The organism is Ravibacter arvi, from assembly GCF_039540405.1.
GTDB classification, from domain to species: Bacteria; Bacteroidota; Bacteroidia; order Cytophagales; family Spirosomataceae; genus Ravibacter; species Ravibacter arvi.
In genome coordinates, this window is the sequence record NZ_BAABEY010000018.1 from 55,227 (window position 1) to 77,633 (window position 22,407).

Here is a 22,407-nt window from a genome sequence, read left to right on the forward strand (position 1 = left end):
AATGACCCTAAATATGATGCAATCAGATTTACTGAAGGTAAGAGTCGTTGCTATGGCTCTGACAATTGTGCTGCTTCTCGGCAGCACCGCCCGGTCTGAGTCATCCGTGCAGAGTAGCAGGCCCTCGCTCTCTCACGTCTCTCCGGAAAACACGCGCGAGTTGTCGGAAGTCCTCAATGAGCTCAAGGGACGCTACAAAGTGCATATTCTCTACAACGACCAACAGGTAGAAGGCCTCGGCGTCAGGGTGGACCGGCTGGATTTTTCGGCGGGAATTGAACAGAATCTCCGTTCCATCCTTTTAGACACGGGCTTAAAGTACAGGAAGGCCAGGGGGAATTCCTACCTCATCACCGGCAAGCGTATAGCGCATAAGGTAACGGTGCTGGTTGAGCCGGAAACCGGTGCTGCCGGAACGGAAGAAACTCCACCTATTGCGCAGCCTGAAGTGGTGCAGCAGGTCATAAAAGGGGTTGTCCGCGATGAAAAGGGAGAGCTTCTTCCGGGGGTAAGTATCCTGGTCAAGGGCTCCCAGGCCGGGACGATTACCGATGGCGAAGGGAGCTTTTCGCTGACTGTTCCCGATGCCAACGCAGTGCTCGTGTTTTCTTTTGTCGGGTATATAACCCGGGAAGTGACAGCGGGCAACCGCAGCAGCCTGGAAGTATCGCTGGAGGTAGACGAAAAAGCGCTCGACGAAGTGATTGTGGTAGGGTACGGCGAACAGAAAAAAGTAAACCTTACCGGTTCTGTCTCTACCATTTCGGCAGACGAGCTCATAAAAAGACCCGCGCCGAATGCCCAGAACCTGTTGCAGGGGAAGGTGCCCGGCCTGCAGGTGGTACAGAATTCCGGGCAACCCGGGGATGACGGCGCCGTCATGACCATCCGCGGAATGGGGACGTTCAGTGGGGTAGGGAACGCCCCGCTGGTCCTTATAGACGGGATCGTAGGCGATATGACCAACCTGAACGCCGATAATATAGAATCGGTGTCGGTGCTGAAGGATGCCGCCTCGTCTGCTATCTACGGCGCAAGAGCGGCCAACGGTGTTATTCTCGTCACCACCCGCAAAGGGGCGGCCGGCTCGTTCAACCTCGACTACCGCGCAGATTTCCAGTTGCACCAGCCGACGGCGCTCCCCGAGCTGGTGACCAATTCGGCCGACTATATGCAATACTGGAATACCGCCCGGACCCGGGCGAACCAGGCAGCCCTCTTTAGCCAGCAGGAAATTGACGCCTACCGCAACGCCACCGACCGGGTACGCTATCCGAACTTTGACTGGGTGAAGCACATGGTCGGGAATGCCGCCTCTCAGAACCATTATCTGGCGGCCAATGGCGGCGGCGACAAAACTACCTACAACGTCGCGCTCGGTTATCTTGACCAGAACGGTATCGTGAGCGGGCACGATTACAAACGGTATAATTTCAATCTCAACCTCGATTCGAAAGTCAATAACATCGTAAGTATAGGCGGCAGAGTGGCCTGGACAAGGAAAATTGTGGATGAACCCACCTACACCGACGACAACTTTATGCTGACGATTTATTCCCGGAACCCTACGACTTCTGTGTACCTTCCCGATGGGAGCGGGCGTTTTGCAGGAAATTACCGCCAGGGCGTCCCTTCCAACCGGAACCCGCTCTCGATCCTGGCCAGCGGAGGAACTACCTTTGAAAAGAACAACCTGGCGGCGCAGACTTACGTGGATGTCAACCTTCTTAAAGATCTCAAATGGAGCGTCAAAGGCGCGGTGAACTTTGTAAGCGATTTTTCAAAACTGGTAGATCACCCGGTAGATGTGTATTTTTTCTCCGACGGGCAATACCAGAACAACGGGGTGTCGACCACGCTCGGCGTGCGCGACAACTTTAATACTTCTCTGCTCACTACGGTTTATTCCACGCTTCATTACAACCGGAATTTTGCAGGCGGCCATGCGCTCGAAGGGCTTGCCGGCTATAACCAGGAGTCGTTTGTCAACCGCTTTTTACAGGGCTCCAGAATTTCGTATCCTTCCGACGGTCTTACCGAGATTGACGGCGGCTCTGTCAACGGACAGGCTACCACCGGAACTTCCTACGAATGGGCGATCCGGTCTTTTTTCGGAAGATTGGGCTATAACTTCAAAGAGAAATACCTGCTGGAGGCGAATTTCAGGTACGACGGTACTTCCCGACTGCACAGTAGCAGCCGTTGGGGCGGATTCCCGTCCATTTCGGCGGGCTGGCGGATTTCCAATGAAGAATTCCTGAAAGGAAGCAGCTGGCTGCACAACCTGAAGGTCAGGGCCTCGTGGGGGAAACTCGGGAACCAGAACATCGACTACTACCCGTACCAGGACATCCTGTCGGTTTCAACCTATCCTTTCGCCACCCTCGAGCAGGGAGTGGTTTTGACCAGGCTTACCGATAAAAACCTGAGATGGGAAACTACTACGCTGACCGATTTCGGCCTGGATTTCTCGCTCTTCGGTGGAAAGCTCTCGGGAACCTTCGATCTCTACCGGAAGATCACGGACGATATTCTGTACAACATAGAAATCCCGCTGAGCATCGGCCTGGACGCGCCCACGGTCAACTTCGCTAAAATGGAGAACAAAGGCTTCGAGCTGGAGCTCAGCCATACCAACCGGCTGGGTGGCTTGAAATATACCGTCCACGGCAACTTTTCGACCAACCGCAACAAGGTGCTGAAAGTGAGAGCACCTTTTTATGACACCAACAATACGATCCAGGAGGGGCTTCCGTGGATGTCGAACTATATGGTGGAGTGGATTGGGATTTTCCAGTCGCAGCAGGATATCGACAATAGTCCGGCACACCCGTTCAATCCCAAGCCGGGCGACCTGAAATTCAAGGATCAGAACAACGACGGTGTAATCAATGCCGACGACCGCGTGGTGGTCGACGGCGCCTACCCGGACTTTTACTACGGCGGCGGGCTGAACCTTTCCTGGAAGCAGTTTGACTTGTCTGCCTTTTTCCAGGGCCTGGAGGGGATGAAGTTTTTTGTAGACCGCTGGGGAACGGTCCCCTTTACCCAGGGCGCGGCCCCTACGGTTGAGTTTGCCAAAAACGCCTGGACTGAAGAAAACAAAACCAATAAATATCCCGCCATGTACCAGGACGGCTACGGCCCGGTTACCGGCACCCGGTCTACCTTCTTTCTCCAGGATGCTTCCTACCTGAGGCTAAAAAATCTTGTCGTCGGGTATACGCTGCCTGTAGCGCTGGCGCGGAAGGTAAAGATGAAAAACCTCAGGGTTTACGTCTCAGGCGATAACCTGCTGACTTTCACGAAGTATCCCGGCGCAGATCCCGAACGGCTCGGGGTAGGACGCCAGCGGTTTGCGACCTATCCGCAGGTAAAAATACTCTCAGCCGGGTTAAATGTCAGATTCTAATCTCTTGAAGCATATGAACAGGTTTATAAAGGTATTTCTGGGGACGGCCATCGTAGGGACGCTTTCATCCTGCGAAGATTTTCTGACTAAAAATCCGCCGGATAAAATATCCATTCAGACATTCTGGAAAAGCGAGACCGACGCTGAAATGGCGCTGGCCGGGATCTACAGCCGTCTGCTCAACAATACGTTTGATATCAACCAGCTTGACTGGGACGCCATAAGCGATGATTTTTATCTTTTCGGGACTTACGGCCGGATCGATAATATCGCCAAGGGAATAGTGGAACCTACCACGGGCGGCGTCGTGGAAGCAATTTATCAGGACGCCTATCGCGGTATTTCCTCCTGCAATGTTTTCCTTAACAATATCGACCGAACACCCGTAAGCGAAGAAAAAAAGAATGCCTTTAAAGCGGAGGCATTGTTCCTGCGGTCACTCTTTTACTTTACGCTGACGGAGTTTTACGGGGGCGTGCCGTTCTACCTTACCGCGGCAACACTTGAAAATGCGTTCGTCACCCAAACGGCTAAAGCAGAAATTATCAGCCGGTTGGTAACCGACCTGGATTTCGCGATTGCCCATCTTCCCGATGCCGCCTACAAAGGGCATGCAGTCAAAGGATCGGCGCACGCGCTGAAGGCTAAAATATTGCTTCACCAGGGGAAATGGGCCGAGGCTGCAGACGCTGCGCTCCAGGTAATGCAGTCGGGCAAATTCAGTCTTTCGGGCAAATACCCGGACCTGTTCCTGGCCGCCAGGCAGGATAATAACCCTGAAATTATCTTTTCCGCACGCTACCTGAATCCCGACCGGTACGCGACCGAAGGGGCCGATATGAAGTACGGGGCATCGCTGGCATTGAACGCTCGGCAGGATTTTGTAGACGAGTTTGAGTGCACAGACGGAAAGCCCATTTCCGAATCACCGCTCTACCGGCCGGACAGTATTTTTAAAAACCGTGACCCGCGCCTCTCCTTCACAATCAGGCATGTCTCCGAGCCTATTGTCAACCCGGATAACGGGATGAAGCATGTGAGCAGCGTAAGCGGGCTGCATAGTCCTTATGCGGTCAGGAAATACGTAGATCCCACCCATCTGCCGTTGTCGTATGCTACCCGGAGCGACCAGGATTTTGTGCTGCTGCGCTATGCGGAAGTGCTGCTGATCTATGCGGAAGCCCGCAATGAAGCGAGCGGCCCCGACCAGGGCGTCTACGATGCCGTGAACCAGGTGCGTAACAGGCCCGGGGTAAAAATGCCGCCGCTCCCGGCAGGTTTGGATAAGGAGGGGATGCGCCTGAAGATCAGGCATGAACGCCGTGTGGAGCTGGGAGCCGAAGGCCGCAGGTACCTGGACCTGAAACGTTGGAAAACAGCCGAAACGGTTATACCTTCCATTGTAGATCCCGGGGGCGTGCGCAGGAATTTCGATCCGTCCCGGCATTACGTTTTCCCCTTTCCTCAAAGTGAAGTTGATGTCAATACGTTGCTCCGGCAAAACCCGAATTATTAGCCCGCCGATACGGCTTTTCCTCCTGGCCCTTTGTTTAGGGTGGATGGTGCAAACCGCCCATACCGTCCGGGCAGACGACGGGACCAGGCCTCCCTGCAGAAGCTGTGAAAGCCTGAAAGAACTCCTGCTTCCCGATGTGCGTGTCGACTCCGTATCGGTATTGACCCAAAAGGAGGTCTGCGTGCTGAAAGGGGTGATAGGAAGGGAGATCACTTTTGAGCTGTTGCTGCCGGCCCGGTGGAACGAGCGTTTCGTAATGGGCGGCGGCGGCGGTTTCGTGGGGTATGTGATGAACCGCGCAAGAAACATGGCCTTTGACGGCTTCGCAACGGTAGGAACCGACACCGGCCATAAAGGTACCGATGCCGGTTGGGGGCTCAACAATATGGAGCGGCAACTGAACTTTGGTCATGCTGCAGTTCACCGGACGGCCGAAGTGGCAAAGGCGGTCATCCGCCACTACTATGCCGCCCCGCCCCGGTATTCGTATTTCATTGGACTTTCCAGGGGTGGCGGACAGGCGATGATGGAAGCCCAGCGGTATCCGCAGGATTTCGACGGCATAGTGGCCGGAGCCCCGGCCTTTAATTGGGTAGGGATGGCTGTGAAATTCAATCTGAACACGCGGGCCCTGTATGGTTCTCCCGAAAACCGGCAGCCCGTCATCACCAGCGACCACCTGCAGGTATTACAGCGGCATATACTGGGACATTGCGACGCATATGACGGGGTAAGGGATTCGATAATAAGCGACCCGCTCCGGTGTAGCTTTAGCCTGGAAGATCTTCCGCGGTGCAAAAACGATATGCCGGGAGCTGATTGTTTCACGGCGAAGCAGGTAGAGACCCTGAAAAGCATCTATGCCCCCGTCAGGGACGGTGATCAAGTAATACACAGCGGGTTTCCCCCGGGCGGGGAGAACGAGAAGACCGGTTGGTTTCCTTCGGTTACGGGGCCGATAGAAGGCAGCAGGCCCTATCCGACCTGGCAGGCATTCTACGGGATGGAAACGTTCAGATACCTGGTTTTTAATGACAGCGAATGGCGGTATGACCGCTATGACTGGCAACGGGTTTACCGCGATACGCGTTATGCGGCGGCCTACCTCAATGCAGCACAGACAGATTATTCGGCCTTCAAGGCCCGTGGCGGGAAAATGATCCTGTACCAGGGCTGGGCTGACCCGCTGATATCGGCGCTTGACCTGGTCCGCCACTATGAGGAAGCCGCTGCTGCGGATACTCATCTCGAAAACAATATCCGCTTGTTTATGCTGCCCGGCGTTACCCATACCGGCGGCAGAGGGCCGGGTAAGGCCGACTGGTTCAGGCTGATAACCGATTGGGTGGAAAAAGACATGGCGCCGGAAAGGGTGATCCTTTCGAAGACGGAAAACGGTAAAGTGGTTATGACAAGGCCGGCATTTCCTTACCCGAGGGTACCCGTATACGACGGCGCCGGTGACCCGAATCTGGAAAGCAGCTTTAAATAAACGGCTCAATTGTGTTGGAAATGAAATTCATTTTAAAGTTTATCATTCTTTTGTTTGCCGCGCTACCCGGGCTTTCGCAGTCAAAACCGAATATCATCCTGGTTATGGCCGATGATCTGGGCTGGGGAGATGTCGGATTCAACGGCAACCCGTTTATACACACCCCGCACCTCGATCGGATGGCCGCCGGCAGTATCCAGTTTACCCGCGCTTACGCGGCCGCACCGGTCTGTTCGCCCACACGGGCCAGTTGCCTTACCGGAAGAAATGCAGAGCGACACGGGATCTTCTTTGCCAACGTCGGTCACCTTCCCGCGGAAGAAATTACCCTGCCGCAGATCCTGAAAAAGGAAGGCTATTCGACCGGTTTTTTCGGCAAATGGCACCTGGGTACGCTGACCACCACACAGCGGGACGGGCACAGAGGCGGAAAGGAAAAAGAGCGGGAACATTTTGCCCCGCCCTGGTCGTTCGGGTTCGACAACGTACTGGCTACTGAAATCGCGGTCCCTACTTGGGACCCTATGAAGGAGCAGTCAACGCCCTCCAGGTATTGGACTGCCCCGGACCGGGAAGCAACCGGGAGTCTGGACGGTGACGATTCCAGGGTTATCATGGACCGCGCCCTGCCTTTTATAGAGAAATCAGCAAAAAATAAGACCCCTTTCTTTTCGGTGATATGGTTTCATGCGCCTCACAGCCCCGTAGCCGCCGGGCCTGCGTACCGGGCCCGGTATACAGGCTTCGACGAGGACCGGCAGCATTACTACGGGTGTATTACGGCCATGGACGAGCAAATCGGGCGTTTGAGAAGCTTTTTGAGACAACTGAAAATTGAAAAGAATACGATCATCATCTTTACTTCCGATAACGGCCCCGCCGGGGAGGGCGGGGGAATAGCGCAATACCCGGGGAAAAGACAGCAGGGCGTTCCCGGTCTTTTCAGAGGCAGGAAGGGTAGTCTTTATGAAGGAGGCGTGCGTGTGCCGGGACTCCTGGAATGGCCTGCCAGGTTTGGCAGTCACCGGAAAGTATCAGTGCCCGTTTCTACCTCCGACTACCTGCCTACCATCCTGGCCATCCTCGGCAAAAGCCCGGCTGCTCATCCGCGCCCGCTCGACGGTGTGGACCTCACCGGTCTGCTGGAAGGCGACAACCACCCGCGCAACCACCCGATAGCTTTCAAGTCCTACAAGCAAAGGGCTTATACCGACGACCGTTTTAAGCTTTATTCGCCGGACGACGGCGCCAGCTATGAGTTATATGACCTGCTGAACGATCCCTATGAAACAAAGGATATAGCGGCAGAGAACCGGGAGCGCGTATCAGATATGGCTGCGGCCTATGAACAGTGGCTGGCTTCGTGCCTGCGCAGCGCGAAAGGAGAAGATTATAAATAACCGGGACAAGATAAGTCAAGAGCGTTTCCAAACCACAAAGTGGTAATATGATCAGAGCATTCATACGGGTACCGGCGTGGTGGCCTGGCATAATCCCCGCGTTGTTTTTTCTGAATCCTGCGCCGGCAGAGGGGCAGGACAGCGGGCATCGTCTTCCCTACACCGCGGTTGCGCTGGCAGATCTGTCAGCTTTTAAAACGACCGGCGCCAACTGGCGAATAGCTGGCAATGCCAACGCAGACCGGAATGCGGCAGGAGATTTGTCAGTATCGCCTGGGGTGGGTATCCTGGCCAACCTGATGGATGCCGGTAACCGGGCACCCCTTTTGTCCCGTTTTGAGCACGGGGACCTGGAGCTTGAGCTGGAAGTTCTCATGGCCAAAGGCGCCAATTCCGGGATATACTTACAGGGGCGCTACGAGGTTCAGCTTCTCGATAGCTGGGGCAAGGAAAGCCTGAGCTACGGCGACATGGGCGGGATTTACCAACGTACGGACCCGGTCACACAGAAAGGGTACGAAGGCTACGCGCCGCTTGTCAATGCCTGCCGGGCGCCGGGTCTGTGGCAGAAAATTTACATACACTTCAAGGCGCCCGAATTTGACGATGGCGGAAAGAAAATTGCCGATGCCAGGTTCATAACGGTGTCTGTAAACGGCGTAGTAGTGCAGAAGGATATTGCCGTCAGCGGACCTACGCGTTCCGGCGCCTACACGGATGAGCAGCCGTACGGACCGCTGATGATCCAGGGAAATCATGGCAAAATAGCGGTCCGGAATATCCGGTACAAGCTTTATAACCGTAAAAAGGTCACGCTTCACCAGATGACCTGTACGGAATATCCCACTCCCGGAGATTCGCTCAGGAGTTTTGCTCCGCGAAATGCCGGGACCACCACGCAGGCAGACAGTCTTTCGTGGCGAAGGGAGGGAGCAGGAGATACGTTTCTCTTGCTTTTCAGGGGAGAAATGCAATTCCCGGAGAAGGGTGACTACCTGTTCAGCATACAGACCGGTGGCGGCGGTATGCTGGTGGTAGGCGGGGATACGGTCCTGGTTCACGACGGAGCTAACCCTTTCGACCGGGTAGCCGCCGGCCGCTACCGGGTAACACAGGAGCGGGTACCGTTTGAGCTGATATACAACAAACCGCTTCAATGGCGCGAAGGACTTGCCTTGTATGCAGAAGGGCCGGGTATGGAAATGCACCCCCTCCATTCGAAGGGGTCTGTTTTTAAAGAACCCCCTGTTGCGCCGGTCCTGATCCGTATCGGCAAAGACAAAGCAGAGGTACAGCGGAGTTTTGTGAACACCGGGAAGGAAAAGAAGACGCACTGCATTTCGGTCGGAACCCCTCAGGGAACGCATTTCTCAATTGACCTGGAAACCGGGAGCCTGCTGCAGGTATGGGACGGCGGCTTCCTGGACGCTACTCCGATGTGGCACCGGCGGGGGAACCAGCAGGTAGCCGTGCCGCTCGGACCGGTCATTGCTATGAAAGGGGACCATGGCTTCTCCAAAGCGGAGGGCGAGCCGCTAACGCTGCAGTTGAAATCGTATGTATTGGATAGAGAAGGCCTGCCCGAATTTTTTTACACCGGCGATGGGCTCGAGGTATCGGATAAGCTCGTTCCCGGCAAGGTGGGCAGAAGCCTCGAAAGGAGGCTGAAAGTCAGGGCCCGGCAACCTTACGTCTTCAGAGTAGCTTCCGGTACGGTGATAGAGCAGCTGCCCGGGGGCGACTACCTGGTCAACGACAAGGAATATTACCTTAGGCTAAAGGCCACCGGGAACGCGCCGGTGCTGCGCGCCAACGCCGAAGGTCAGGAAATACTGCTCAGGGCGGGCGGGAACGGGGTTTCAGAAATAGCATACGTCATATCGTGGTAACTAAAAATCGACAGTCAGGGGTGTTCCTGAAATGCCTGGCAGGGTTGATCCTCCTGACCGGAATGCGCACGGCATCGGCGCAGAATGCAACCGGTGACGACTACTACCGGATCGAGACCATACCCGTTCCCGCGGGCGTATCGCTGGAGGTGGGCGGAATGGCTTTTACTGAAAACGGCCGGCAGTTGGGCATCGCAACGCGCCGGGGCGAGGTGTGGGTGCTTGAAAACCCCTACCTGAAGGTCGGGGAAGCCCCGGTTTTTAGAAAGTTTGCTTCGGGCCTGCATGAACCGCTCGGGCTGGTCTCGCAGCCGGGAGGATTTGTACTTGCACAGAGAGGCGAGCTTACTTCGCTGACCGATACGGATAAAGACCGGGCGGCCGACAGGTTCAGGACAATCTACGCCTGGCCGCTGTCCGGCAACTACCATGAGTATTCCTACGGGCCCGTTTTTACACCACAGGGAAATATGCTGGCTACCCTCAACCTTTCGTGGATAGGCCGGGGCGAAAGTCTTGCCAAATGGCGTGGCTGGCTGGTGGAAATAACGCCGAAAGGAAAGATGACGCCGCTTGCGACCGGCCTCCGGTCTCCGGCCGGCCTGGTCGTCAACGGCAGGGGCGATATTTTCTACAGTGAAAACCAGGGCGATTGGGTAGGGGCAGGCCGTATTACCCACCTCCGGAAAGGCGATTTCGCCGGGAATCCTGCCGGGTTGAAGTGGACTTCGGAACCCGGCTCCCCTTTGAAGCTGAAAAAAGAGGATATACAGAATACCGGCCTGCCTATGCATGAAATAGCGGCCGGTATAAAAGCGTTCAAGCTCCCGGCCGTCTGGTTCCCGCACGGGGTGATGGGCGTTTCTACTTCCGATATGCTGTTTGACGATTCTAAAGGCGCGTTCGGCCCTTTCGCCGGGCAGATGTTCGTGGGCGACCAGGGGCATAGCAAAGTGATGCGGGTGTTCCTCGAAAATGTGGAGGGAGCCTACCAGGGGGCCTGCTTTCCCTTTGCCGAAGGCTTTTCGTCAGGGGTGTTCCGGATGAAATGGGGAGCCGACCACTCGATGTTTGTCGGGATGACCAGCCGCGGATGGAACTCGGTAGGCCCGGAGCCGTTCGGACTGCAGCGATTGCGGTGGACGGGCAAAACGCCGTTTGAAATCAGGTCTATTAAAGCCCGGCCCGACGGGTTCCTGCTCGAGTTTACGCGGCCTGCCGACCCGGGAGTGGCTTCTGACCCGTCGGCTTATTCAGTGATCAGCTTTACCTACCACTACTGGAGCAGGTACGGCAGCAAAGTGCTGAACCAGAGAACCTGTATGGTACATGAAGTACGGCTTTCGCCTGACCGGCTGTCGGCGCAGCTCATTGTGCACGGGCTGCGCAAGGGATATATCCACGAAATAAAAGCCCGGGACGTGAAGTCCGCGGCGGGTGAGCCGCTGCGCCATGCCGTCGGATATTATACCCTCAATAACGTGCCGGGAGGAAAAATCGCTGGAGATGTCGTTCACGAAGCCCATGTAAATGAAACGGACGGAGACGCGGATCATCACAAACGTATCAGGCAGTTGCCGGAAGGGTGGGGCAGTCCCGACCAGACGCTGACGGTAGGCACCCGGCCGGGTATGCTGTTTGATATCGCAGAGATAAAAGTCAGGGCGGGACAGAAGATAGCGCTCACTTTCAACAATAACGACGATATGCTGCACAACCTGGTGATTACCATGCCCGGCGACGCAGTGAATAAGGTAGGCGCTATGGCACAGGAGATGGGATTAAAGGGGCCCGAGCTTCACTGGGTGCCTCTAAGTGAGCAGGTACTGTTTCATACCGGCCTCCTGCAGCCCGATACGAGGGAAACTATTTATTTCGTTGCGCCGGAACCTGGAATATACCCGTTTGTATGTACCTTCCCGGGGCACTACATGACCATGAGAGGAAACCTGATCGTAGAATAAACTAATCCGATAATGAAATCTGACAGAAGAAAATTCCTGAAAATAGCCGGCGGACTGCTCGCGGCCCTGCCTTCAGGCGCTTTCCCGCTGCGTGTATCAAAGCCATTGCCGAGAGTACTCATTCTAGGCGATTCTATCTCCATCGGGTATACGCCGCATGTTGTAGAGTTGCTGAAAGAGGTGGCCGAGGTCTCCAGGCCCGCTGAGAACTGTCAGGGCACTACCAACGGCGTGAAAAAAATAGATACCTGGCTGGGTGATTCCCGGTGGGATGTGATACACTTTAATTTCGGCCTCCACGACCTGAAGCACGTGGACCCGGTTACTTTTCAGAACAGTACGCGCGAAGAAGACCCGAAACAGGCTGATGTGAAACAATATGCCCGTAATCTGAAAGCTATCACAGAAAAGCTGAAAAGCACAGGGGCGGTTTTGATTTTTGCCACAACCACACCGTTCCCGGACAAGCCGGACGGCCCCTTGCGCCGGGCTTCCGATGTGAAGGCCTACAACCGGGCGGCATTGAAGATTATGAAAAAAAACGGCGTCCTGATCAATGATCTCCACAGTTTTGCCCTCCCGAGGATGTCCGCATTGCAGATTCCTAAAAATGTACATTTTACCAAAGAAGGCAGTAAAGTACTGGCGGAGCAGGTAGCCGGCGTTATCAGAAAAGAAATACGATGAATAGCCATGAGCCTTGAGCTTTGAGGTATTAGCTACAAGCGGCACACAAACGACTGATGAATAAATAGCTCACCCCTCACAGCTCAAACCTTACAGCTCACCCCTCACCCCTCAAACCTTTCTATACACATGAAACAGATATTCTTTATTTGGCTTCTTTTGGTAGTAAGCCATAGTCTTCAGGGCGCTTCCGGAAAGGAGCAGGGCCCGGCCAAGCCGAATATTGTATTCATTTTTACTGACGATCAGCGCTACAACACCATCCATGCCCTGGGGGGACATGAAGTCATTACGCCCAATCTGGATGCGCTGGTGGCCGGCGGTACCACGTTTACGCATGCCTACAATATGGGCGGGTGGCATGGCGCGATCTGCGTCGCGAGCCGTACCATGCTCCTCACCGGGAAGTCGCTATGGCAGGCGCAGAAAATTGAAAGGGACCTTACCGGTCTGGTTTCCGGGGAGCAGCTCTGGGTGCAGCAGATGAAGAAGGCGGGGTATGAGACCTACATGACCGGTAAGTGGCACGTCAGGACGGACCCGTCCAAAATCGTGGATCACGTGGTCAACGAGCGGCCGGGCATGCCCAATCAGACACCTGAAGGTTACAACCGTCCGCTGTCGGAAAACGATACGCTGTGGACGCCCTGGAATACGAAGTTCGAAGGATTCTGGAAAGGAGGCCGCCACTGGAGCGAAGTACTGGCAGACGACGCCGTCAGCTTCATGGAGTCTGCCGCGAAGAAGCCGGAGCCGTTCTTTATGTACCTGGCTTTCAATGCGCCGCACGATCCACGCCAGGCGCCAAAGCGGTTTGTTGATCAATACCCGCTGGACAAGATCAGCGTACCGGCCAGCTACAAGGACCTGTATCCTTTCAGGGAAGAGATGGGTGCGGGCGCCGGCTTGAGGGATGAGCAGCTCGCACCTTTCCCCCGCACCAGGTATGCGGTAAAGAAGCAGATTCAGGAATATTACGCTTCCATTACCCACCTCGACGAGCAGATCGGCAGGATACTGTCGGCCCTGGCCAGGACCGGGAAGCTGGAAAATACCTATATCATTTTCACCTCCGATCACGGACTGGCGGTAGGGCATCACGGGCTCATGGGCAAGCAGAATATGTACGACCATAGTGTCAGGGTGCCCCTGGTTATTTCCGGGCCCGGTATCCCGAAGGGAGAAAAAAGGTCGCAACAGGTTTATCTCCAGGACGTGGCGTCTACCGCTTACCAGATGGCAAAGGTGGACAAGCCCGGTGAAGTTTTTTTCAACAGCTTGCTCCCGATGGCCCGTAGTGCCAAAGTAAAATCGCCTTACCGCGAAATCTACGGGGCGTACATGAACCTGCAGCGGATGGTGCGGACCGACCGGTACAAGCTCATCGTATACCCCAAAGCGGAAAAGGTAATGCTGTTTGACCTGCAAAAAGATCCCGAAGAAATGCAGGACCTGGCGGGACATCCCAGCCACCGCGCGGTTTTGGAAGAAATGAAAACCCGTTTGACCCGTCAACAGGCACTGTTGGGGGATACCCTTAATCTTGAACCTGTTTTCAGGTCGCCGGCCAGACGATGAAAAAAAGCCGTATCGCATATTTTTTGATACTTTGGGGGAGCTTCATTGGCACGTCCGGGGTGCAGGGACAGGGAGAAAACGAACTTTGGTACAAAGCCCCTGCAAAGGAGTGGACCGAAGCGTTGCCGGTAGGAAATGGCCGTATGGGCGCGATGGTATTCGGCGATCCGTACATGGAGCGGATCCAGTTTAACGAGGAAAGTGTCTGGGGCGGGAGCAGGATGGATAACAATAATCCAAAGGCGTTGGAGCATTTGCCTGAGATCAGGCAGGCATTGTTCAGGGGGGAATATACCCGGGCCTGGAAACTTTCCGATCAATACCTGCTGGGTACTCCCCCCCGTATCAGGTCCTACCAGACGCTGGGCGATGTGCTGATCAGGTATCACCGCGACGCCGCTCCCACAGATTACAGGCGCTCGCTGAAGCTGGACAAAGGGATAGTTGAAACCGTATATAAGGTTGAAGGAGTTAATTTTAAGCAGGAGGTGTATGCTTCAGCTCCGCATAATGTGATCGTCATCCGGTTGAGCGCTGACCAGGCTTTCGGAGCTGATGTTTCCCTGACGCGCGAAAAGGATGTGGATCAGTACCGGCACCAGGACGGGACCGCCTGGTTTGAAGGTCAGGTGCGTGATGAAGATTCGCCGTTGATGGGACCGGGAGGAAGGCACATGCGGTTTTGCTCGGCAATACAGGTCCTGGCTTGTGACGGGAAAGTCGTTTCCTTTGCAGATCAGGGTGCTTCCGGGTTCAGGATTTCGGAAGCGCGCCAGGTTACGCTGGTGCTGACCGCTGCAACCGACTATAATTTTGACCAGCTTGATACTGATGCTTCCATACAGCCGCTGGAGGTTTGTAAAGCCATACTCGGCCAGGTGAGCGGGACCAGCCCGGAGGTACTGCGGGACCGTCACGAAAACGATCACCGGCGTTTGTTCGACCGCGTGAAGTTCCGGATGGGCAGTGCTGAAAGGGACCGCCTGCCGACAGACGAACGGTTGGCGGCCGTGAAAGCCGGGAAGCAGGACAATGGGTTGATCACTTTGTACTTCCAGTATGCGCGCTACCTCCTCATGGCTTCGTCCCGTAAACCCGGGAGGCTGCCTGCAAATTTACAGGGAGTCTGGAATGACCTTTATACTGCGAAGTGGAATTCGGATTTTCATACCAACATCAACCTGCAGATGAACTACTGGCCGGCAGAGGTAGCGAACCTGCCGGAGACGGTGGAGCCGCTGTCCGGTTTCCTGACCCGGCTGACGGTACCCGGCGGCCGGACCGCCAAAGCTACCTACGGAACGGAAGGCTGGACGCTGCACCACCTGACGGATGTATTCGGCCGGACCGGCGTAGCGGACGGCGTATGGGGGTTGTCGCCTATGGCCGGCCCCTGGATGACCTTCCCGCTTTTCAGGCACTACGAATTTACGCTCGACAGGTCGTATCTTGAACGAACGTACCCGGTTATGAAAGGTTCCGTGCAGTTCGTACTCGGTTTCCTGGTAGAGTCGCCGGAGGGCTACCTGGTTACCAATCCTTCCCATTCGCCGGAAAATGCTTTTTTTGTCCCCCGTACCGACAAAAAAGAGAAAACGTTCCTTTGCTACGGCGCCACCATTGATACGCAGATTATTCACGGGCTGTTCTCCAATTTTATCAAAGCTGCGGCGGTTTTGAACCAGGATGCCGCGTTGGTCGAAAAGCTGAAGGAAACATTGAAGCGGCTTCCGCCCATGAAGGTGGGCGCAAACGGCACGCTGCAGGAATGGATGCATGATTATGACGAGGCGGAGCCGGGCCACCGCCATATCTCTCACCTGCTCGGGCTGTACCCGCTTTCACTCATTACAAAGGACACCCCCGTTTTGTTTGAGGCGGCCCGGAAGACCATCGAACGACGAATGGCCTACAGTACCCGTCATGTCGGCTGGAGCAGCGCCTGGATCATCAACTTCTATGCAAGGTTGTATGACGGCGAAAAAGCGGGCGACCAGGTACAAAAGCTGTTGCAGCAGAGCACTCTCGGCAATCTTTTTAATACCATTCCTCCTTTCCAGATAGACGGCAACATGGGCGGGGCTGCCGGGATTGCGGAAATGTTGCTGCAATCGCACAACGACCAGATCCACATCCTTCCGGCGTTGCCCGCCTCCTGGAAGGATGGCAGTATAACCGGCCTCAAGGCGCGGGGTAACTATACGGTGGATCTTAAATGGCGGAACGGTATACTGGTGTCGCTTTCAGTTCACAGTCCCGGGAGCAGGGTGTGCAGATTGCGGTACGGCGCCCGGGTGAAGGAGGTGCGTTTGAAAAAGGGTGAGAATTCGTTTTCGGTGAAAGAGCTTGGTTTTATTCGCCCCTCCGGGTCATCCCGACCGTAGCGGAGGGATCTCCCGGTCCCCGTACCCAATCCCTTTCAAAGGACTTTTTTATAGCAACAGGAGATCCTTTAGTTCCACCTGCGTTCCATTCAGGATGACCATCCGGCAGATGCGCTACCATTGACAACAACAGGTTTGGCGCCGCTCCAACCCCCGGGTCATCCCGACCGCAGCGGAGGGATCTCCCGGTCCCCGTACCCAATCCCTTTCAAAGGACTTTTTTATAGCAACAGGAGATCCTTCAGTTCCACTGCGTTCCATTCAGGATGACCATCCGGCAGATGCGCTACCATTGACAACCACAGGTTTGGCGCCGCTCCAACCCCCGGGTCATCCCGACCGCAGCGGAGGGATCTCCCTTTCCCCGTACCCAATCCCTTTCAAAGGACTTTTTTATAGCAACAGGAGATCCTTCAGTTCCACTGCGTTCCATTCAGGATGACCATCCGGCAGATGCGCTACCATTGACAACCACAGGTTTGGCGCCGCTCCAACCCCCGGGTCATCCCGACCGCAGCGGAGGGATCTCCCTTTCCCCGTACCCAATCCCTTTCAGAGGACTTTTTTTTTAGCACCAGGAGATCCTTCAGTTCCACTGTGTTCCATTCAGGATGACCATCCGGCAGATGCGCTACCATTGACAACAACAGGTTTGAGGCCGCACCAACCAACCGGAGGGTCATCCCGACCGCAGCGGAGGGATCTCCCTTTCCCCGTACCCAATCCCTTTCAGAGGACTTTTTTTTTAGCACCAGGAGATCCTTCAGTTCCACTGCGTTCCATTCAGGATGACCATCCGGCAGATGCGCTACCATTGACAACAACAGGTTTGAGGCCGCACCAACCAACCTCCGGGTCATCCCGACCGCAGCGGAGGGATCTCCCTTTCCCGGCATCCAATCCCTTTCAGAGGGCTTTTTTCTTGCAACAGGAGATCCTTCGACTCCGCTGCGCTCCGCTCAGGATGACCGTCCGGGTGGCAGCCTCCGGCTACCATTGACTTCCATTGACAACATCTATTTGTCATCTCCGCTACAAGGTGTTTTCGCAAAAAACTTCTTTCTCGGAATGACTCTTTTTTATCGATCAATACTTCACCACCTTTACCGAACGTTCGCCATCCTTTGTACTAATCCTGCAAACATATACCCCCGCCGTCAGCGTACCGCCGTAAACGGGGATTTCATGCCAGCCCGGACCAAATTGCGTTTCGCGGATAAGAAGTTGTTTCCGGCCGTTCATATCATGAAGTTCAAGCGAAACAGGCTGTGCTGCGGGCAGGAAGAACGCGATGCGGGTGGACGTAATAAAGGGATTAGGAGCGTTCTGAAGCAGCGTCAGCTCCTGCGGTTCCGGAAGGGAAAGTTCCACCATTTCGGATACCACCGTACACTGGCCGGGGTTGGTCGCCGAAAGAGCATACTGACCTGACTGAGTGGCCTCCAGCTGCGTACCGGTTTCTCCTGGAATCGGCTCGCCGTTACGCAGCCACTGGTAGCTGTTACCGGCGACGGCTGTGGTGGTGAGCAGCCGTTTGTAGGTGCCGATCACCTCCACCGAAATTTCGGGTTTTATCCTGGCATGGACCTGGAAGGGCGCGCTCTCGTTGCTGGTGAGTACCGGGCTGGTCGCTACGGTCCGGAGTTGGTAGGTGCCTGCCGGCAGAGCAGCGGGAATTTCTGCGTTCAATTGATCGCGGCCCTCTACCAGGGTGGCTATCGTTTTTGATTCGCCGGTTTGCACGTTAACCAGCTCCAGGCCGAAACGGTTGTCTTTCCCGAAGCTGGAATTGGAGGTCACCGTGACCGCTATTCTATCGCCGTGACAGTAGTGCGGGGCAGGGGTGAACCGCTGTATCTGTGTTTCGTCGAAGGCATGGACTTCCCCGCCGGTGGTCATGATGAGCAGTTTCTTGTGAAAATACTCAATATCAAATGCCTCTTTCAGGAAATTGAAGCCGTCGGTATAGCTGGTCAATACGTCGTTTTTCAGCTTCATCAGGGCATAATCCCGGAATCCCTCACGGTTGATGCTGTAAACGGCCATCCAGAGCTGTCCGGCGTCGTCAAACACGGCCTTTCGTACCGGAACCGCTTTCAGGGCCGGAATATTTTGCCAGCCTGACGCGTCGAATTTCGCCAGGCCGAACTCACCGTAAAGCCAGGTTCCGCCCTGCTGGTCGAAGCAAAAAGAAGCGGCAATTTCCCAGTAGGGGAACCTGGAATGGAAATTCCAGGCGCCGTTCGAGAAAATGTAGACGTCGCCGCCTTCCATCAGTGCCCAGACCCGTCTTTCCCGGTCGATCGACAAGGCACGTGCCTGGTAGTTCGGAAAAGTGCCGTCCTGGAAATACCTGAGGTTGCCGTTCTGCACCTGGGCGATTCCCATGGCGTCTGCAACAAAAAACAAGCCGTGGTCAGGCGTTACGCTCGCTTCCTGGGCATTGTATAGGTAAAGATCCCGGGACATTTCCGTTTGTTCGGCAGTTCCGTCCGGTTTCATCTTTACAATGGTTTTGGGCGGATGAAGCATCCATACCGTTCCATCCGGCGTGGCTCCGAATGCCGAGAAATAGTTGGGGATCTTGCCACGGGTAGAAGACGTGGTCCGCTCCTGCCAGTTTACCAGGTCGGTGGTGAAATAATAACCCGACGAAAAGTTGCCGTACAGGTACAACCGGTCTCCGGACTTGTAAAATTTCACTGCCAAAGGGTTTTGGCTGTCGTAGAGGTTGACATTCGAAAATTTAGGGAAGTTGGTCAGGTAGGTAAACCGGCTGTCCAGCCTCGCGGTCTCCAGGGGATACTGACGCCACCCGGTATATTTTCCGGGGGTGTCGCGCAGGCGCGTCCGTAAAAAGTAGTGCTCATTTTCTTCCAGTTTCGGAAAGAACCTGTATTTGTTGGTCTGGTACTGGTTCATCAGGTTGGATCTGGCAGAATCGCTGAAAACAATCGTTTGAAAATTTTCGTCACGGCCGATCTCCAGGAACTGCGTGAGGCCGATGGGTATCCGGCCGTATTGGCTTTGAAATGACAGGATGGGTGTGGCCGATGTGTTGACTAAGGGTGTGGAGGCGACTAGCTTATTCTCCCATTCCATGCTGAGGTTTTTCGGATAAGGCGACCACCTGGTCCATTCTTGTCCGTACCGTACCCGAAGCCGGATCATGTTATTGGTCGGGAGGCTATAAAAGCTGATTTCCTGGATGGGACGGCCGGAGGCGGCTGCGTCAAACCTGGTGACGACGTTCCCGGAGTAGGGTTCAAATACCTCAACCTCGTACGCGTCTGCGTGCTCTATGTTGCGGAAAGTGGCATCTACCCTGCCGTCAGGGTAAATATAGGGGGCGATCAGGACCGGAGGCAGGTGGTGCGTGCCGACACCGGGCATGGTAAATGACACCTGGTTGGACCATTCTCCTTTTTCAGCACCGTTCTCAGGCCGTACGCGGGCGAAGTAGCTTCCCGACGGCAGATAATCCGGTTGATAAAAAGCACTGTGCAATAACGTGTCTTCAGCAAGCTCGCTGAAGCCCGGATCACGGGAAACCTGTATCCTGAAATCACCGGTCCGGAATGTGCTCAGCCACGAGAAGGCGGGCAGCGCGGCGGCATCAGGCTGGGGAATTTCGCTCAACCGAAGCCGGACAGAGCCGACCGGCGTATAGCCTTCAAGGCGGTAGGGGTCGCCCTGTTGAACAATTCCCTCGGCGTAATCCCGCATCAGGTTACGGCAGTACGGATGAAATTCCAGTACACTTCTGCAATAGGACATAAGAGAGCCCACCACATAGTCGGTGAAAGGCGCAGTGCATTCCGGTGACTGCATTTCTACCGATGCACAAACGTCAATAGGACCTCCGGGCCAGTAGCACGAATGGGTGTGAGGGGAACCGAGCGTATGGCCCAGTTCGTGGCAGAGAAGATCTACCGCCAGTGTTGTGTTATCCGGTGCCGGGAAGTTGGAAGAGCACATCCGGCCGCCGCCATAAAACCAGCCGTTTCTTACCGACATGGAAACCACGCAATCCCGGTCTCCGGGTCTTTGCTTTGTCCAGTAATCAAAAACGTTGTTGTAGTAATCCGTGTCTGTATTGAGCGGGTAAGGCTCGGGATTCTCCCAGATCAGCAGATCCGATACCACCAGCCTGACATTGATTTCTTTTTCGAAGACTTCCGATGCGCTCCTGACAAACTCATGAACGACTTTGGTGATTTGCGTCTTGTCTTTTCGGTACAACAGGTAAGTGTTGTAGTTGATATCTATCGCCAATCTGTACACCAGCATTTCACCCATAGCGGTACGGGCAGTGGTCAGCCTGGCGGAATTCCGGAAATAGTTTTCCAGTTTCGGAAAGAGCGTGGCATCGCTGGTACCGCAGTGTGTGACCGGTGACTGTGCCGCCAGTTGAGGTGCGGTGATCGATAGTAACCAGAAACAGAAGAACGTAATGGTTCGTAAGCTGCCGGAAAAATTGTACCGGGACAGTGAGGGAGAATGGATTGTTTTCATGGTCCGGAGGTCTGACTCCTGGAAAATAGGGGAGTGTGTAAGGTATTTTACGTAAAGTGGTGAGGTGGGTTAGAGGTCGGAGCAGGGGATACTACCCGGAAAATTCATCCAGCATATCGAGTGAGGGGACAAAGAAAAGTGAGCCGGTCTTTGCCGTACTGAAATCCAGGATGCGGTCATAATTCTGCGGCGGATCACCAATGAACATGTTCCGGAGCATTTTTTCGACGGTGGTGAAAGTGGCGGCGTAGCAAATAAAGTAAGTGCCCATTTCATTGGTCGATACGTTCCCGAACGGCATATTGTCGCGGACAACCTTCAGGTCGTCGCCTACGTTGGACAGCGCAATATGGGAGTTTTTGGGTTTAACGTCGTCACTCATCTCGATATCGTCTGCCTTGGAGCGTCCGATTACCTTTTCCTGTTCGGCGACAGGAAGTGCCTTCCATTGCGCCAGGTCGTGGATGTATTTCTGTACGAAAAGGTAGCTGCCGCCTTTGTAGGCAGGGTCCTGCGCATTGATTACCGCGAAGTAATCGCGTTCGGCGCCGTGCGGGTTTTCGGTGCCGTCGACAAAACCCAGTATGGACCGGCTGTCCCAATACCGGAATCCCTGGATTTCCACCACGCATTCGGCGATTGCTTTTACAGCATCGGTAATGACGGAAGCCATGTCGTAAGCGTGACTTTTCACGTCGGAGCGGATATGAAAGTGGAGGTCTCCCCGCGTGGCAACTGCCGTATGCTTGCTTCCGGCAATGGGTTCAAAATTTTTCAGCTCCGCGGGCAGCGGCGTGGGAAGCTCCAGCCTGAGCCAGGCGTCGTGCCCGATCCCCATGACGCAGCTTGCCCTTGAGTCAGGGAAGCGGTCCAGCGCCGAGTTGTTGAGGTTGATCACCAGTGCACACAATCGCTGAAATACGGATTTTAGTTGGCCTGAATCAATATCTTGCCTGAAATTCCAGACTAAAAAATAGGTGTTGTTGTTGGGGTAGTCCGTCACGTTTTGCGGATTACCGGGACTAATTTTATTATCAGGTGCCATTTTATACTACTACATGTAAAACACATTGTACCGGTGCCCATCCGGGTCTGCAAACATAAACCCGTAATAGCCTGCCCCGAACGCCTCGGGTTGGGAGAGCATTTTTCCACCCGCCTTCACGACCTCGTCCGCCCAGTCGTCCACCTGCTTTTGGCTATCGGCCGAAAGCGTGAACAGTATTTCAGCTGCCGAATGCGCATCCGATACGACCATATTCATATTGGACTGCAGAACTTCCTTCCTGAAAAAATGTATAATAAAATCATTTTCTCCCATGATAAAACTGGTGAGTTGCTCATTGGGAGCGCCGTTGGGTTTGAAACCCAGGTCGGTGTAAAATTTCGTCGTACGTTCTAAATTGTCGACCGCCAGGTTGGCCCAGATCATTTTTGGTTTCATAGCGCCGGATGTTTTTTTGAAGTTAGGATTTTTCTTCCAGAACCTGAATACCCCAGGACTTTTTAAGAAAATCATTAGGGTAGTACCCTCTTTTTGTATCTAAGGGGGGAACACGAATTATTTTGC

General features: G+C 54.7%; 17 protein-coding genes. 9 read left to right on the top strand and 8 right to left on the bottom strand.

The genetic code is table 11. The features are described 5' to 3' along the window. Positions 1 to 13 precede the first annotated feature (13 nt). From ABD852_RS08665 to ABD852_RS08705, 9 genes are all read left to right on the top strand, one after another. The gene (locus ABD852_RS08665) at positions 14 to 3,412 is read left to right on the top strand and encodes a SusC/RagA family TonB-linked outer membrane protein (protein ID WP_345027919.1); all 3,399 of its coding nucleotides are present in this window, start codon (positions 14 to 16) and stop codon (positions 3,410 to 3,412) included. 13 nt (positions 3,413 to 3,425) lie between these two features. After that, a complete protein-coding gene (locus ABD852_RS08670) occupies positions 3,426 to 4,928 on the top strand; it encodes a RagB/SusD family nutrient uptake outer membrane protein (RefSeq protein WP_345027920.1) in 1,503 nt (500 codons plus the stop codon). Positions 4,929 to 4,971: 43 nt separating this feature from the next. Then, on the top strand, positions 4,972 to 6,420 hold the full coding sequence (locus ABD852_RS08675; RefSeq protein ID WP_345027922.1) for a tannase/feruloyl esterase family alpha/beta hydrolase: 1,449 nt from the start codon (positions 4,972 to 4,974) through the stop codon (positions 6,418 to 6,420). A gap of 20 nt (positions 6,421 to 6,440) precedes the next feature. Beyond that, on the top strand, positions 6,441 to 7,820 hold the full coding sequence (locus tag ABD852_RS08680) for a sulfatase family protein (RefSeq protein WP_345027923.1): 1,380 nt from the start codon (positions 6,441 to 6,443) through the stop codon (positions 7,818 to 7,820). Between the two features lie 47 nt (positions 7,821 to 7,867). After that, a complete protein-coding gene (locus ABD852_RS08685) occupies positions 7,868 to 9,709 on the top strand; it encodes a 3-keto-disaccharide hydrolase (RefSeq protein WP_345027926.1) in 1,842 nt (613 codons plus the stop codon). Further along, the gene (locus tag ABD852_RS08690) at positions 9,703 to 11,673 is read left to right on the top strand and encodes a plastocyanin/azurin family copper-binding protein (RefSeq protein ID WP_345027927.1); all 1,971 of its coding nucleotides are present in this window, start codon (positions 9,703 to 9,705) and stop codon (positions 11,671 to 11,673) included. The genes ABD852_RS08685 and ABD852_RS08690 overlap by 7 nt, the downstream gene beginning before the upstream one ends. Before the next feature lie 12 nt (positions 11,674 to 11,685). Beyond that, positions 11,686 to 12,360 carry an SGNH/GDSL hydrolase family protein gene (locus ABD852_RS08695; protein WP_345027929.1) on the top strand — a complete coding sequence of 225 codons (675 nt, stop codon included), beginning with the start codon at positions 11,686 to 11,688 and terminating at the stop codon, positions 12,358 to 12,360. A gap of 129 nt (positions 12,361 to 12,489) precedes the next feature. Further along, positions 12,490 to 13,938 carry a sulfatase family protein gene (locus ABD852_RS08700; protein ID WP_345027932.1) on the top strand — a complete coding sequence of 483 codons (1,449 nt, stop codon included), beginning with the start codon at positions 12,490 to 12,492 and terminating at the stop codon, positions 13,936 to 13,938. Then, positions 13,935 to 16,322: a glycoside hydrolase family 95 protein gene (locus ABD852_RS08705; protein ID WP_345027933.1), complete on the top strand. Its 2,388-nt coding sequence runs from the start codon at positions 13,935 to 13,937 to the stop codon at positions 16,320 to 16,322. Before ABD852_RS08700 ends, ABD852_RS08705 begins: the two co-directional genes overlap by 4 nt. Here the strand turns inward: ABD852_RS08705 and ABD852_RS08710 are convergent. The 8 genes from ABD852_RS08710 to ABD852_RS08745 form a co-directional block, all read right to left on the bottom strand. Beyond that, on the bottom strand, positions 16,291 to 16,443 hold the full coding sequence (locus tag ABD852_RS08710) for a hypothetical protein (RefSeq protein WP_345027934.1): 153 nt from the start codon (positions 16,441 to 16,443) through the stop codon (positions 16,291 to 16,293). The genes ABD852_RS08705 and ABD852_RS08710 overlap by 32 nt on opposite strands. Then, positions 16,437 to 16,583 (bottom strand): hypothetical protein, encoded by a 147-nt coding sequence (locus ABD852_RS08715; RefSeq protein WP_345027936.1) that lies wholly within the window; start codon positions 16,581 to 16,583, stop codon positions 16,437 to 16,439. The genes ABD852_RS08710 and ABD852_RS08715 overlap by 7 nt, the downstream gene beginning before the upstream one ends. Positions 16,584 to 16,608: 25 nt before the next feature. Further along, entirely contained in the window at positions 16,609 to 16,755 is a 147-nt protein-coding gene (locus ABD852_RS08720) for a hypothetical protein (protein WP_345027937.1), read from the bottom strand. A gap of 25 nt (positions 16,756 to 16,780) precedes the next feature. Next, the gene (locus ABD852_RS08725) at positions 16,781 to 17,137 is read right to left on the bottom strand and encodes a hypothetical protein (protein ID WP_345027938.1); all 357 of its coding nucleotides are present in this window, start codon (positions 17,135 to 17,137) and stop codon (positions 16,781 to 16,783) included. A gap of 41 nt (positions 17,138 to 17,178) precedes the next feature. Then, positions 17,179 to 17,349 carry a hypothetical protein gene (locus ABD852_RS08730; protein ID WP_345027942.1) on the bottom strand — a complete coding sequence of 57 codons (171 nt, stop codon included), beginning with the start codon at positions 17,347 to 17,349 and terminating at the stop codon, positions 17,179 to 17,181. 59 nt (positions 17,350 to 17,408) lie between these two features. Further along, positions 17,409 to 20,837: a zinc-dependent metalloprotease gene (locus ABD852_RS08735; protein WP_345027943.1), complete on the bottom strand. Its 3,429-nt coding sequence runs from the start codon at positions 20,835 to 20,837 to the stop codon at positions 17,409 to 17,411. Between the two features lie 91 nt (positions 20,838 to 20,928). Further along, a complete protein-coding gene (locus ABD852_RS08740; RefSeq protein WP_345027945.1) occupies positions 20,929 to 21,882 on the bottom strand; it encodes a Dyp-type peroxidase in 954 nt (317 codons plus the stop codon). A 9-nt stretch (positions 21,883 to 21,891) separates the two neighbouring features. Continuing rightward, positions 21,892 to 22,281 (bottom strand): VOC family protein, encoded by a 390-nt coding sequence (locus ABD852_RS08745; protein WP_345027948.1) that lies wholly within the window; start codon positions 22,279 to 22,281, stop codon positions 21,892 to 21,894. Positions 22,282 to 22,407: the final 126 nt, after the last annotated feature.